Annotated in this window: 10 protein-coding genes; 6 read left to right on the top strand and 4 right to left on the bottom strand. The window is 68.0% G+C overall.

The window, feature by feature from the left end; translation table 11 throughout:
* Positions 1 to 27 precede the first annotated feature (27 nt).
* From phoU to phoR, 3 genes are read left to right on the top strand one after another with little or no spacing between them, the layout of a single operon-like run.
* The gene (gene phoU / locus ACODTB_RS09390) at positions 28 to 729 is read left to right on the top strand and encodes a phosphate signaling complex protein PhoU (RefSeq protein WP_382157403.1); all 702 of its coding nucleotides are present in this window, start codon (positions 28 to 30) and stop codon (positions 727 to 729) included.
* Positions 726 to 1,457 carry a phosphate regulon transcriptional regulator PhoB gene (phoB, locus tag ACODTB_RS09385; protein ID WP_488929262.1) on the top strand — a complete coding sequence of 244 codons (732 nt, stop codon included), beginning with the start codon at positions 726 to 728 and terminating at the stop codon, positions 1,455 to 1,457. The genes phoU and phoB overlap by 4 nt, the downstream gene beginning before the upstream one ends.
* Positions 1,454 to 2,773 carry a phosphate regulon sensor histidine kinase PhoR gene (gene phoR / locus ACODTB_RS09380; RefSeq protein ID WP_291121917.1) on the top strand — a complete coding sequence of 440 codons (1,320 nt, stop codon included), beginning with the start codon at positions 1,454 to 1,456 and terminating at the stop codon, positions 2,771 to 2,773. Before phoB ends, phoR begins: the two co-directional genes overlap by 4 nt.
* On the opposite strand, the gene ACODTB_RS09375 is transcribed toward phoR, so the two are convergent.
* From ACODTB_RS09375 to trxA, 4 genes are all read right to left on the bottom strand, one after another.
* A complete protein-coding gene (locus ACODTB_RS09375) occupies positions 2,763 to 4,496 on the bottom strand; it encodes an ArnT family glycosyltransferase (protein WP_488929261.1) in 1,734 nt (577 codons plus the stop codon). The genes phoR and ACODTB_RS09375 overlap by 11 nt on opposite strands.
* 96 nt (positions 4,497 to 4,592) lie before the next feature.
* Positions 4,593 to 4,847, bottom strand: coding sequence for a type B 50S ribosomal protein L31 (locus ACODTB_RS09370; protein ID WP_382157412.1), 255 nt, complete (start codon positions 4,845 to 4,847; stop codon positions 4,593 to 4,595).
* Positions 4,848 to 4,933: 86 nt separating this feature from the next.
* Positions 4,934 to 6,196: a transcription termination factor Rho gene (gene rho / locus ACODTB_RS09365; protein WP_159594444.1), complete on the bottom strand. Its 1,263-nt coding sequence runs from the start codon at positions 6,194 to 6,196 to the stop codon at positions 4,934 to 4,936.
* A 183-nt stretch (positions 6,197 to 6,379) separates the two neighbouring features.
* Positions 6,380 to 6,712 carry a thioredoxin TrxA gene (gene trxA / locus ACODTB_RS09360; RefSeq protein WP_291120781.1) on the bottom strand — a complete coding sequence of 111 codons (333 nt, stop codon included), beginning with the start codon at positions 6,710 to 6,712 and terminating at the stop codon, positions 6,380 to 6,382.
* 124 nt (positions 6,713 to 6,836) lie between these two features.
* On the opposite strand from trxA, the gene ACODTB_RS09355 reads away from it, so the two are divergent.
* From ACODTB_RS09355 to ACODTB_RS09345, 3 genes are read left to right on the top strand one after another with little or no spacing between them, the layout of a single operon-like run.
* Positions 6,837 to 9,461 carry a PD-(D/E)XK nuclease family protein gene (locus tag ACODTB_RS09355; RefSeq protein WP_488929260.1) on the top strand — a complete coding sequence of 875 codons (2,625 nt, stop codon included), beginning with the start codon at positions 6,837 to 6,839 and terminating at the stop codon, positions 9,459 to 9,461.
* Positions 9,458 to 12,808 (top strand): UvrD-helicase domain-containing protein, encoded by a 3,351-nt coding sequence (locus tag ACODTB_RS09350; protein ID WP_291120785.1) that lies wholly within the window; start codon positions 9,458 to 9,460, stop codon positions 12,806 to 12,808. Before ACODTB_RS09355 ends, ACODTB_RS09350 begins: the two co-directional genes overlap by 4 nt.
* Positions 12,805 to 14,067 carry a TIGR03862 family flavoprotein gene (locus ACODTB_RS09345; RefSeq protein ID WP_291120787.1) on the top strand — a complete coding sequence of 421 codons (1,263 nt, stop codon included), beginning with the start codon at positions 12,805 to 12,807 and terminating at the stop codon, positions 14,065 to 14,067. The genes ACODTB_RS09350 and ACODTB_RS09345 overlap by 4 nt, the downstream gene beginning before the upstream one ends.
* Position 14,068: the final 1 nt, after the last annotated feature.

The following is a 14,068-nucleotide window of genomic DNA, read 5'->3' as shown; positions in this document are numbered from 1 at the left end:
TCATTCAGCGACCCAAGGAGGCCCTACATGACCGACAAACACATCTCCAGCCAGTTCGACGCCGAGCTGAACTCCATTTCCACGCACGTGCTCGAAATGGGCGGCCTGGTCGAGTCCCAGCTGCACCAGGCGGTCTATGCGCTGATCCATATGAGCCTGGAATCGGCCGAGCAGGTGATGGAGAACGAAAACCGCATCAACCAGATGGAAGTGCAGATCGATCACGAGATCATCTCCACCATCGGCCGTCGCCAGCCCACCGCCCGCGACCTGCGTTTCCTGATGGCCATTTCCCGCACCACGCAGAACCTGGAACGCGCGGGTGACGAGGTGGCCCGCATCGCCCGCATGGTCAAGTCCATCATCCAGAATGGCTCGCCGCGCAACCTGCCGAGCTCGGAGCTGCGCATGGCCGCCGACCTGGCCGCCGCGCTGCTGCGCAAGTCGCTCGATTCGTTCGCGCGCCTCGACACCGCCATGGCCGTGGCCATCATCAAGGGCGACGACGCGATCGACCACGAGTACAACGGCTTCCTGCGCAAGCTCATCACCTACATGATGGAAGACCCCCGCACCATCTCGCCCAGCCTGGACCTGCTGTTCCTGGCCAAGTCGATCGAGCGTGTGGGCGACCATGCCAAGAACATCGCGGAACAGATCATCTTCATCGTCAAGGGTGAAGACGTGCGGCACGTGCCCATGTCGGCCGTGGAGTCGGTGGTCGGATGAGAAAGCTGCCACGCGTTCTCGTGGTCGAGGACGAACCCTCCATCGCCGAACTGATCGCGGTCAACCTGCGCCACAACGGGTTCGCGCCCACCGTGGTGTTCGATGGCGCCGCTGCCCAGCGCGAGGTGGATGCGGTGCTGCCCGACGTGATCCTGCTCGACTGGATGCTGCCTGGCGAAAGCGGTGCCGTGCTGGCGCGCCAATGGCGCAAGAGCGAACGCACCAAGACCGTGCCCATCCTCATGCTCACCGCGCGCAGCGACGAGAGCGACAAGGTGCAGGGCCTGGATGCCGGTGCCGATGACTACATCACCAAACCCTTCTCCACCCAGGAGCTGCTCGCGCGCATCCGCGCCGTGCTGCGCCGCCGGGCGCCGGAGATCGTGAACGACTCGGTGCAGGTGGGTGAGCTGGCGCTGGATGCCGCCACCTACCGCGTGACCTTCCGCGGAGTGGAGCTCAAGGTCGGGCCGACGGAATTCAAGCTGTTGCACTACCTGATGAAACACGCCGAGCGGGTGCACACCCGTGGTACGCTGCTCGACAAGGTCTGGGGAGACCATGTGTTCATCGAGGAGCGTACCGTGGACGTGCACGTCAAGCGATTGAGAGAGTCATTGGGTGAAGCGTCCGGCATGGTGGAAACGGTGCGCGGCGCGGGCTACCGCCTCACGGCGATGAATCACACCGGAAAACCGGCTCAAGGCGCACCGATCCCGGCCGCATGACCCGTCGTGCCATCGAATTGCTGCTCCTGGTCGCCCTGGGAGCGGTCTGGGGCTGGGCCCATGAGTCGCCCGGCATCACCTTCGCAGGCGGCCTCGTGGGCGCCCTGGTGTGGTCTTTCGTGGATGGCCTGAGGGCACGGCGCGTGCTGCGTTGGCTCAACAAGGGCGAGGCGACCCGGGCCCCCAATCTCAGCGGCGCATGGGGCGAGCTCGTGGAGCGCTGCCGCAAGGTCATCAAGAAGCTGGAGAAAAAGGCGCAAAGCAGCGACGCGCGCCTGGAGGATTTCCTGGCCGCCATCCAGGCTTCGCCCAATGGCGTGGTGCTGCTCGATTCCTCCGGGCGCATCGAGTGGTCCAACCTCACCGCCGCCAACCACCTCGGCTTCGACCCCCAGCGCGATCTCGGGCAGTACGTGAGGAATCTGGTGCGCAACCCGGCCTTCACCGCTTACCTGGCGGGGGGCGATTTCGGCCACGAGATCCAGATCGACGGGCCCGGCCCACGGCCATCGCAGCCCACCAAGATTTCGCTGCAGATCCACCCCTATGGCAAGAAGCGCAAGCTGATGATCACGCGCGATGTGACCGCCGTGCAGCTGGCCGAGACGATGCGGCGCGACTTCGTGGCGAACGTGTCGCACGAGATCCGCACGCCGCTCACGGTGCTGAGCGGCTTCGTGGAGACCATGCAGAGCATCCCGCTGGAAGAGGCCGACCGCACGCGTTACCTCGATCTCATGAGCCAGCAGGCGCACCGCATGCAGACCCTGGTGAGCGATTTGCTGACCCTCTCCCGGCTGGAAGGCAGTCCCGCACCCGGGCCGGGCGAGTGGATCGATGCCGACGAACTGCTGAACCACGTGGTGGCCGAGGCGCGTGGGCTGACGCAAGCGATTGCCGCCACGCCGCACGACATCGAGCCGGTGGATGGTCCCGATCTCTGGGTCTCCGGTGCCCGCACGGAGTTGCTGAGCGCGATGTCGAATCTGATGAGCAATGCGGTGCGCTACACGCCGGGCGGCGGGCGCATCCGCTCGGGCTGGCGGCGGCGTGCAGACGGTTGGGTGGAGTTCTTCGTCAACGACACGGGGCCGGGCGTGGCCGCAGAACACCTGCCGCGCCTGACCGAGCGCTTCTACCGCGTGGACCGCAGCCGTTCGAGGGAAACCGGTGGCACCGGTCTGGGGCTGGCCATCGTCAAGCACGTGGCGCAGCGCCATGGCGGCCACATCGAGGTGCAGAGTGTCCTGGGCGAAGGCTCGACTTTCGCCATTGCCTTGCCCCCGTCGCGGGTGCGCGAGCGCGTCAGCGGCTGACGCGCTGGTAGACCAGCAGGCTTTCCTTGTTGTCGGTCAGCCGACGCACCGTGGCCTTGAAAGCCCATTGCGTGAGGTCGACACGCTGGTCCAGCGAGCGTTGGTTCTCGGGATCCACCACCAGGCTGCGGCACCGGTTTTCATCCGAGGCACCGGTGCGCACCAATTCCAGGCGGCCGTGGTACTGCAAGGCCGCGATCTGCGCCTGGCTCAAGCCATCGACCAGCACACAACTCTGGGGCGAGACCAGGCGCGCGATGCTCCGCGAGATCGGGCCGTAGCTGCGGCCGAAATCCAGCAGAGGCAGCCAGAGCGTCATCAACAGCAGCCAGCACAATGTGCTGCCGGCCGCGGGCAGCACCAGGCTCTTCCACAGCGCCTGGCGGTGCCGGCCGACGCGCCAGGCCACGAGCCAGAGCCAGGCGGCCGTCGCGATCGCACCGGCGGCGAAAAGCAGGAAGGAGAACTCGGGCACGAACCCGGGCGCCAGGCGGGCGACGTTGGCGGCGGGCTTGGCGGGAACGCCGGTCTGCATGGCAAGCCAGATCACCCAGATCACCAGCGCACAGCCCGAGAAGAACACCAGCGTGAACCAGTCCACCAGCGCGGCCACGCTGCGGCGCAGGGTGGGCAGGGCGAAGGCTGCCAGCGAAGCCAGCGCGGGCAGGCCCAGCAGCAGGGCGCGATCCCGTTCGTCCGACAGCGCGCTGTCCGCAACGCTCACCAGCGCCGCCCACAAGGGCAGCGCCACATGGGGCCGCAGCAACTGGTGGCGCCAGCGCCACAGGGTCCAGAGCACCAGCGGCCAGGCGGGCCAGGTGAACCACACCAGCAGCTTGCCCCAGCTGCGCCACTGCACTTCAGCCCAAGGCGTTTGCAGGGCAGGGGCGGGCACTTGACCGAGGTAGATCGCCACAGCGAACACCACCACCAGCGACAGCGCCGCCGACAGCAACGGGTCGCGCCCGGAGACCGGTGCCTCCAGCAACCAGTCGGTCTGCGGAACGGATGAGGGGGGCGTGCGGCGGGAGAGCCACAGAATCAGGAGCAGTCCACTGGCCAGCAGCACCGCGATCCAGGGCGCGCCGCTGAAGACCAGCCCGAGCACCGCGACGCCCCAGGCGAACACGCTGCGCAGCGGCCGACGGCTGCCCGCGTGCGCGAGCCGCGACGCCGCGAAGAGCAGCAGCGACACCCAGGCCAGGCGGGCCAGGTCGGGCGTGGTTTCGTGCGAGAGCTGGGCCAGGCCGAGGCAGGCCATGAGTGCCAGCAGGCCTGCATCGGCCAGGGCGCGCGCGTAGTCGGTGGGTTGTGCTTCGCCACCGAAGGCGAAGGCCACCGGTTGCGCGGCGGGTTGGCGTGCCAGGTGGTACACCGTGTACCAGGTGCAGACCAGCGTGAGTGCCAGCAGCAAGGCAAACGGGATGCGGACCGCGAAATCGGGTGAGACGAAGGGCAGCAGCCGGATGAAGGCAGCCCCCAGCCAATAGGGCAAGGGACCGGCTTCTTCCACCGCCAGACCCAGCACCTGGGGACTCCACCAGCCGCTGTGGCCCGCGGCCATTTCCAGCATCACGCCAAACGCGGACACGTCGGCGTTCTTCCAGGGCTCGCGGCCGAGGAAACCGGGCAGCACATAGGCCACGCAGAACAGGATGAGCGCGAGCCGCGGCAGACGGCGCACGGCCGACTGGGTGACGATGGCGGGGGTGGGCTGGTTCACTGCGGCGAATATACAGGGGCGAAAAAAAAGCAGCCGGATCGGGCTGCTTTTCTGAGCAAGGTGCGAGCACCCGGGAAAAGCCCGGGCACACGCCGCTTACTTGGCGGTCTTGGCGTAACGGTTGCGGAAGCGCTCGACGCGGCCACCCATGTTGTCCACGCTTTTCTGCGTGCCGGTGTAGAAGGGGTGCGACTCGCTGGAGGTGTCCAGCTTGTACAGCGGCAGCTCGCGGCCGTCTTCCATCTTGATGGTCTCTTTCGTGTTCGCGCAGGAGCGGGTCACGAATTTGAAACCGTTGGAGAGGTCCTGGAAGCAGACCTCGCGGTAGTTGGGGTGGATACCGTCTTTCATGGCGTTTCTTTCAGTTCAGGTGCCGCAGCCGCAACGAAACCGTTTCGTTGTACTTGCCGCAAATAGCAAAGCCTCGGATTATAGCCTTAACCGCCCCGACGCATCATGTCGAAGAATTCGGAGTTGTTCTTGGTCGATTTCATGCTCTTGAGCACCATCTCCATCGCCTCGATTTCGTCCATGTTGTACATGAATTGGCGCAGGATGCGGGTTTTTTGCAGAATTTCCGGCTGAAGCAGCAATTCCTCGCGGCGCGTGCCGCTGCGGTTGAGCTGGATCGAGGGGAACACGCGTTTTTCGTACAGGCGGCGGTCCAGGTGGATTTCGCAGTTGCCGGTGCCCTTGAATTCTTCAAAGATCACTTCGTCCATCCGGCTGCCGGTGTCGACCAGGGCCGTGGCGATGATGGTCAGCGAACCACCTTCTTCGATCTTGCGGGCCGCGCCGAAGAAACGCTTGGGCCGCTGCAGGGCGTTGGCGTCCACGCCGCCGGTGAGCACCTTGCCGCTGGAGGGCAGCACGTTGTTGTAGGCACGGGCCAGGCGGGTGATGGAGTCGAGCATGATCACGACGTCCTTGCCCAGCTCCACCAGGCGCTTGGCGCGCTCGATCACCATCTCGGCCACGTGCACGTGGCGGGCGGCCGGTTCATCGAACGTGGAGGCGATGACCTCGCCGCGCACGGTGCGCTGCATCTCGGTCACTTCCTCGGGGCGCTCGTCGACCAGCAGCACCATGAGCACCACCTCGGGGTGGTTGGCCGTGATGGCGTGGCACAGGTGCTGCATCATCACCGTCTTGCCGCTCTTGGGCGGGGCCACGATCAGCGCGCGCTGGCCGCGGCCGATGGGGGCGATGATGTCGATCACACGGCCGGTGATGTTCTCTTCGCTCTTGATGTCGCGTTCCAGTCGCATCTGTTCCTTGGGGAACAGGGGCGTCAGGTTCTCGAACATGATCTTGTGCTTGTTGTCCTCGGGGGGCAGGCTGTTGATCTTGTCGAGCTTGTTGAGGGCGAAGTAACGTTCGCCATCTTTGGGGATGCGCACCTCGCCTTCAATCATGTCGCCGGTGTGCAGGTTGAAGCGGCGGATCTGGCTGGGCGAGATGTAGATGTCGTCGGTGCTCGCCGTGTAGCTCGTGTCCGGGGCCCGCAGGAAGCCGAAACCGTCGGGCAGCACTTCCAGCACGCCGTCCGCATACACCAGTTCACCGCCCTTGGCGCGCTTCTTGATGATGGCGAACATCAGCTCCTGCTTGCGCATGCGGCCAGGGTTTTCGATCTCAAGCGCTTCGGCCTGCTTGAGGACTTCAGACACGTGCAGTGCCTTGAGTTCGTTAAGGTGCATGGAATTCACTCCGAAGGGAGTTGAGTCAAAACCGGGGGAGGGGGCGCCGGCGTCCGGATGGCGGACGGTGCGCGGAAAGAAGGGCGGGCGTCTGTCAGGCCCGCTGGCGCAAATTATGACAGGAAATAGGGGGCCGGGGAAACCGTGCCCGGGCGTTGCACCCGGGCACCCTTCAGCTAGGCATCAGGCCAGTTGCTGGTCGATGAAGGCGGTGAGCTGCGCCTTGCTCACGGCGCCGACCTTGGTGGCGGCCAACTGGCCATCCTTGAACAGCATCAGCGTGGGGATGCCGCGGATGCCGAACTTGGCGGGCACGTCGCGGTTGTCGTCCACGTTGAGCTTGGCGATCTTGAGCTTGCCGTTGTACGAGCCGGCCACTTCATCGAGGATCGGCGCAATCATCTTGCAAGGACCGCACCACTCGGCCCAGAAGTCCACCAGCACCGGCGCTCCGGCCTCCAGCACATCAGCCTGGAAGCTGGCATCGGAAACGTGTTTGATCAGGTCGCTGGCCATGATTCATCCTAAAAGTCGTTGAACGGGGAGGGGTTACAGTTTGGGTCACATGCCAGCAGTTCAAGGTGTTCTCACACCCTCTGAGCGCACGGTCCGCATCATTGTGACAGAAACACCCATTTCCATGACGCCTGTAAGCTCGATCCGAGAGGCCGGTTCGCCGGCCGCGGGGGAGGGCCATCCATCGATGCGCCAATGGGCGCGCTGGATCGCGCACATCGATCAGGCCATGCAGGACCGTGCCGTGCCCGCCAGCCGTGTGGTGGTGCTGGTGCCCTACGCCCAGTTGATGGACGCCGGGCGCAAGGCCTGGGCCGCGTCGCACCCGAGCGGGTTTGCCCCGCGTTTCGAATCCAGCCGCAACTGGGCCGCCAGCCTGCGGCCCTTCCTGCCGGGTCCGGGCGATCTGAGCATGGACATGGCGCGCGACAGCCTGATGGCCGCGGCCCTGATCGAACGCGTGGCGCCCACGCGTGCCGATGCCGCCTTGCGCGCCATCATGGTGGGTCGCCTTGTGGAGGCCGCGCGACAGTTGGCCCCGTTGGCCGCCGCGGTGCCGCCCGAGGAACGGCTGGCCTGGGCCGAACCACTGCGCGCGTCGCTGGCGCCCGCCGCTTCCTCGTTGTACTGGGAGGGGCTGTTGGCCACGCTGGCGCTGACCTGGGTGAGCACCTCCGCCTATGCCACCGATGTGCTGTGGGCGCCGATGGCGCAGCCCGGTGCTCATGCCGATCTGTTGGTGGTGCTGCAGGGCTTTCAGGAAGACCCGTTGGCCATGGCCTTGGCCGCGCGTTGGGGCGAACAATCGCTGGTGTTGTCGCTGGGCGAAATGGATGGCGCCAGCGGTGTGCCGGGTTTGCACGCCTGCGGCGACGCGGAAGACGAAGCCCAGCGCGCAGCCGCCTGTGTGATCGCGCAGGTCAATCACGGACACGTGCCGGTGGCGTTGGTGGCCAACGACCGGCTGCTCACCCGGCGTGTCAGCGCCATGCTGCATCGTGTGGGTGTGTCGGTGCGCGACGAGACCGGTTGGAAGCTCTCCACCACCCACGCGGCCGCACAACTCATGAGCGTGCTGCGCGCGGTCGATGCGCGCGCCTCGATGGACGATGTGCTGGACCTGCTCAAGCAGGCCAAGGCCTGGCCAGAGGCACAGGTGCAGCAACTGGAACAGCTCGCGCGCGAAGCGGGTGTGTCGCGCTGGAAGGCCGCGCTGCAGCATGAGCGGCTTGCCGTGGTGATTCCCGAAGGCCTGCCCGCCTGGCTCGAGGGCTTGCAGGCGGGACGGCCCTTGACGATGTGGCTGGGCGACCTGGCCGCGGCGCTCAAGGCCAGTGGCCTGTGGGCTTCGTTCGAGAGCGATCCCGCCGGACAACAACTGGTGCAGACCTTGCGCCTGGGCGAAGGCGCGGCCATGGAGCTGGCCGGCGTGACCCAGGCGGTGGACGGGTCCACGCGCGGTGGTGCGCGCCTGTCCCTCAGCGCCTTCACCGCCTGGGTGCGCGATGTGCTGGAGGGGGCGAGCTTCATGCCCCGCAGCGCGGGCGACGCGGCCGTGGTGGTGCTGCCGATGGCGCAGTTGCTGGGGCGGTCTTTCGCCGCCACCGTGGTGCCGGGTTGCGACGAGACGCACCTGAGTCCCAGCCCCGAGCCACCCGGCGACTGGACGACGGCGCAGCGCGAGTTGCTGGGCCTGCCGTCCCGTGAGGCCTTGGCCCAGGCCGCGGCCAGTGCCTGGCGGGCCACGCTCGCCTTGCCGCGTCTGGATCTGCTGTGGCGCACGCAGGAGCGCGGCGAGGCCGTGCTGCCGAGTGCCTGGGTGCAGGTGTTGCCGGTGCAACCAGGGATGGATCCACGTGACCTGCGCCCGCTCACGCCAGCGACCCAACCGAGGCCCACGCCTTCCGCCAGCGATGTGTTGCCCGAGTCGCTCTCGGCCAGCGCCTACCAGGACTTGCGCGATTGCCCCTACCGTTTCTTCGCGCTGCGCCAGCTGCGCCTGGTCGAGGCCGCCGAGCTCGAAGCCGAGCCGGATCAGCGCGACATGGGCAACTGGTTGCATGCGGTGTTGCGCACCTTCCATGAACAGCGCGGCGACACCCGCCCGGGACGCGAGGTGGACCAGGCCTGGCTCGACCGGCTGGCCGACGAGACCGCCACCGCCATGGGCTTGAACGCGGGCGAGGGTGGGGCTGGTTTCCTGCCTTACCAGGCGGTGTGGCCCGCGTTGCGCGAGGGCTATCTGGACTGGCTGGCCGGTTTCGAAGCCACCGACGAGCGGCCGGGCCCGCGCTTCGTCCAGGCCGAGGCCGAACGCGTCGCGAACGCAGGACCCTGGAAGCTCTACGGCAAGCTGGACCGCATCGATGCGCAGCACAGCCCCGAAGGACCGATCCCTTTCGTGATCGACTACAAGACCGAAAGCCGCAGCAAGACCCACGACCGCGTGAAAGAACCACTGGAAGACACCCAGCTGGCCTTCTACGCGGCCCTGCTGCCCGACGACAACCTGCGCGCCGCCTACCTCAGCATCACCGACAAACGCGGCGACAGCGGCAAGGACGGCCCCACCTGGCTCGTGGAGCAACCGGACGTGCTGATGGCGCGTGAGCACCTGCAGGCCGGCCTTGCGCACGACATGGCGCGCGTGGCCGCCGGCCAGCCCATGCCAGCGCTCGGCGAAGGCCGCGTGTGCGACTTTTGCGCCGCACGGGGCCTGTGCCGCAAAGATTTCTGGACGCCCGCATGACGGCACCCGCCTACCGCATCAACGGCGCGCCTGCCGCGCGCGAAGCCTTCTATGCGTTGGCCTGCGATCCCGCGCGCAGCATTGCCGTGGAAGCCTGTGCCGGCGCCGGCAAGACCTGGATGCTGGTCTCGCGCATCCTGCGCGCGATGCTCGACGGCTGTGCGCCGCAGGACATCCTGGCGATTACCTTCACCAAGAAGGCGGCCGGTGAAATGCGCGACCGGCTCAACACCGAGCTGCGCCGCTGGGCCACGCTGGCCGACGATGCCTTGGCCAATGAGTTGCGCGCGCGTGGTCTGAGCGAGCCCGATGCCCGGCGGCGCGTGCCCGAGGCCCGAGGCCTGCGTGCGCGCGTCACCGCCATCGGTCGTCCCGTTCAGGTGCGCACCTTCCACAGCTGGTTTGCCGCGTTGCTGCGCGGAGCACCGTTGTCGGTGCTGCAGGAACTGCAGTTGCCGGTGCAGTACGAGTTGCTCGAAGACGACGCGCGCGCGGTGGCCCAGGTCTGGCCGCGTTTCTACGCGGCGCTCGCCGCCAGTCCCGTCGAGCGAGAGGACTTCATGGCCAGCGTGGCCGAACATGGCCGCCACCAGACATTGGTGGCGCTGAAGAAGACGCTCGACAAGCGCGTGGAGTTCGCGCTGGCCGATGCGGCGGGTGTGGTCGAGGCATCGGTCGATCCGATGGCGCAGCGCTACCCGGAGTTCGCGGGTTTCGACGAGCCGGCGCAATGGCTGGTGCAGGACGCCCGCGCCGTCACGCTGCTGCGCGAAGCCGCTCACGCCCTGGGGCGCGCGAGCGCGCCGACCTTCTCCGCCAAGGGCGTCGAGCTGGAGCAGGCGCTGGGCCAGGCCGATGGCACGGGTGCGCTCACGGCCTTGCTCACGCAGAAGGACGAGCCGCGCAAGTTCAGCGACAAGCTCACCGGCATCGAGGCCGTGCGCGCCGCGCAGCAACTGGCGCTGCGAACGCTCGAAGCCATGCGCCAGCACCGCGCCTGGTTGCACCACCAGCGCCTCTCGCGCCTGGCCCGCGTGTTGCTCACGAGCTTTGCCGCTTTCAAGCGCGAACGCGGCTGGGTCGACATGAACGACGTGGAGGGTGCGGCGCGTCGCCTGCTGGGCGATGCCGAGCTCTCGGGTTGGCTCCAGCAGCGGCTGGACGCGCGCGTGCGCCACGTGCTGATCGACGAATTCCAGGACACCAACCCGCTGCAATGGCAGGCCCTCTACGGCTGGCTCTCGGCCTATGCGGGCGCAGGCCCGGGCGAGGCGCCCTGCGTGTTCCTGGTCGGCGACCCCAAGCAATCGATCTACCGCTTTCGCCGTGCCGAGCCGCAGGTGTTCAAGGCGGCGCAGGCCTTCGTGGTGCAAGGCCTGGCCGGTGCGCTGCTCAGTTGCGATCACACGCGCCGCTGTGCGCCTGCGGTGGTGGACGCGCTCAACGCCGCCATGGGGGCGGCGGTGCAGGCCGGCGAATACGGCAGCGACTACCGTCCCCACACCACCGAAAGCAACGCGCAAGGCGAGGTGTTGTGTCTGCCGCAGCTGCCACGCAGCCTGCTGGAGCGAAGCCAGACGGGGAACGATGGCGAGCCCGTGTGGCGCGACAGCCTGACCACGCCGCGCGTGCTGCCCGAAGACAGCCTGGCCGCGCTGGAAGCCGGGCAGGCCGCCGACTGGATCGCCACCGAGGTGGCCGACGGGCGCCTGCTGCCCGACGACATCATGGTGCTGTCGCGCCGCCGCGAGCGCCTGGCCTGGATGCACGAGGCGCTGCTCGAACGCGGCCTGGCCAGCGAACAACCCGAAAAACTGGAGCTCGGCGAAGCGCCCGCGGTGCAGGACGTGGTGGCGTTGCTGGACGCCCTGGTCTCGACCCGGCACGACCTGAGCCTGGCGCGGGCCCTCAAGTCGCCGCTGTGTGGCTGGAACGACGACGACCTGGCCCAGCTCGCGCGCCTGCGCCAGCGCTGGACGCCGCCGCGCACCGATGGCGCGAGCTCACCAGCCCCTCGGCCTTCGTGGTGGGAGGTGCTGCAGCGTTTCGGCGCCATGCCCGCCGATGAACAAGCGGCGGCCGCCCCCACCCCGGTGCAGGCTGCGCGGCTCCAGGACACCGCGCAGCGCCTCGCGCTCTACCGGGGCTGGCTGCTCAGCCTGCCGCCTCATGACGCGCTGTCGGCTCTCTACGACCATGGGGACGTGCTCGCGCGCTTCGCGCAAGCCGTGCCAGCGAGCCAGCGCGCCGCCGTGCTCGCCCAACTGCGCGATCTGCTGACCCAGTCGCTCGCGCAGGATGGCGGCCGCTTCCTCACCCCGTACCGCTTCGTGCGCGCGCTCAAGGCGGGTGGCATCAAGGCCACCGCGGTGCAGACGCCCGGGGCTGTGCGCCTGCTCACCATCCACGGGGCCAAGGGCCTGGAAGCCCACACCGTGCTGATGCTCGACACCGATTCCGGCTCCGCCCGGCCCGAGAGCATGGGCGTGCTGGTGGACTGGCCGGGCGAAGACCCGCTGCCCCGCCGCTTCGTGTTCCTGGCCAGCGAAAAATCGCCACCAGCCTGCGCGGTGGAGGCCTTGCAGCAGGAGCAGCAGGCGCGCTCGCTGGAGGAACTCAACGCCCTCTATGTGGCCCTGACGCGCGCCGAGTCGCGGTTGGTGATCTCCAGCTTTGAACCGCACAAGCGCGGCACCACCACCTGGTACGCACGCTTGCAGCCGTTGGCCGCGCCGCTGGAGGCACCGTTGCCCGCGGCGGACGCCGATGGCACCCCTTCGGTGCAAGCCCAGGTCTTCCACCTGCCGAGCTTGCCTCCTCTGACAGTGGAGACCGCCGCCGTGGTGAATGCGGAAGTCGCACTGCCCGTGGACGACACCGCCAACCGCATTGGCCTGGCGCTGCACCGCCTGCTGGAGTGGCGGCCCACGCCGGCCCAGGGTTTCGATTGGGCACCCGAACACACGCAGGCCGTGGCGCGCGAGTTCGCGCTCGACCCAGCCCAGGCGCGCGATGTGCTCGCCATGGCCCAACGCATCGTGAGCGGCGAGGCCGCCTGGGCCTGGGACGCGGAGGCGCTCAACCACTGGGGCAACGAGGTCGAGCTTTTTCACCAGGGCGAGTTGCTGCGGCTGGACCGCCTGGTGCGCCGCCGCGACAGCGGCGACTGGTGGGTGCTGGACTACAAGAGCGCCGCCCACCCCGAGCGCCAGCCCGAGCTGCTCGCGCAGATGGAGGGCTACCGCCAGGCCCTGGCGCAGGCCCGGCCGGGCGAAACCGTGCGGCTGGCCTTCATCAACGCTCAGGGCCGGCTCATCGAGCTGGCCGCTGCATCAAGTTCTTCATGACCGATTCGAATTCTTTTCTGCCAGTCGATGTGGCCGTCATCGGCGGTGGTCCCGCCGGCCTGATGGCCGCCGAAGTCATGGGCCGCGCCGGCCTCAATGTGCACCTGTTCGACGCCATGCCTTCGGTGGGCCGAAAGTTCCTGCTCGCGGGCAAGGGCGGCATGAACCTCACGCACGCCGAGGCGCTGCCGGCCTTCGTGGGCCGCTACGGCGCGCAGGCAGGCCGGCTGCGCCCGCTGCTCGAGACCTTCGGGCCGCAGGCCGTGCGCGACTGGGCCACCGGCCTGGGCATCAGCACGTTCGTGGGCAGCTCCCAGCGCGTCTTTCCCACCGACATGAAGGCCGCGCCGCTGCTTCGAGCCTGGCTGCACCGGCTGCGCCATCCCGAGGCCGGTGGCACGCCAGTGGGCTTCCACATGCGCCACCGCTGGACCGGCTGGGACGGCACAGCCCTGGTGTTCGACACACCGCAGGAGCCGCTGCGGGTGCAGTCTCGCGCCACCGTGCTTGCGCTGGGCGGTGCGAGCTGGGCGCGCCTGGGCTCCGACGGTGCCTGGGTGCCCCGGCTGCAAGCCGAGGGCGTTGACGTGGCGCCGCTGCAGCCCAGCAACTGCGGCTTCGACGTGGCGGGCGGCTGGAGCCCTTTCTTCCTGGAGCGTTTCGCGGGCCAGCCTTTCAAGTCGGTGGCCGTGCGGTTCACGGACAGCCTGGCGAACGGTTTTCAGCGCAAGGGCGAATTCGTCGCCACGGCCACCGGTGTCGAAGGCAGCCTGATCTATGCCATGTCGGGCCAGTTGCGCGATCAGATCGCGCGCGAGGGCCGGGCCACGTTCGAACTGGACCTGCTGCCCGACCGCACGGCCGAACAGGTGCTGGCCCAGGTCGCGCATCCGCGCGGATCGCGCAGCCTCTCGAGCCACCTCAAGAGCCGGCTCGGCCTGGAGGGCATCAAGATGGCCATCGTCAACGAATTGCTGAGCAAGGACGCGATGCACGAGCCTGCCCGACTGGCCACCGCGCTCAAGACCTTGCCCATCACGCTGGTCGCCACGCGGCCCATCGACGAAGCCATCAGCAGCGCCGGTGGCGTGCGCTGGGAGGGGCTGGACGATGGCCTGATGGTGCGGTCGCGACCGGGCCTGTTCTGTGCAGGCGAAATGCTCGACTGGGAAGCGCCCACCGGGGGCTATCTGCTGACGGCCTGCCTGGCCAGTGGGGTGGCGGCCGGTGAGGGCGTGCGCCACTGGCTGGCCACCTGAT

Source organism: Hydrogenophaga sp. FG152, assembly GCF_057809615.1.
The sequence above is the reverse complement of the archived record's forward strand: the minus strand, read 5'-3'. Positions and strand labels throughout refer to the sequence as shown.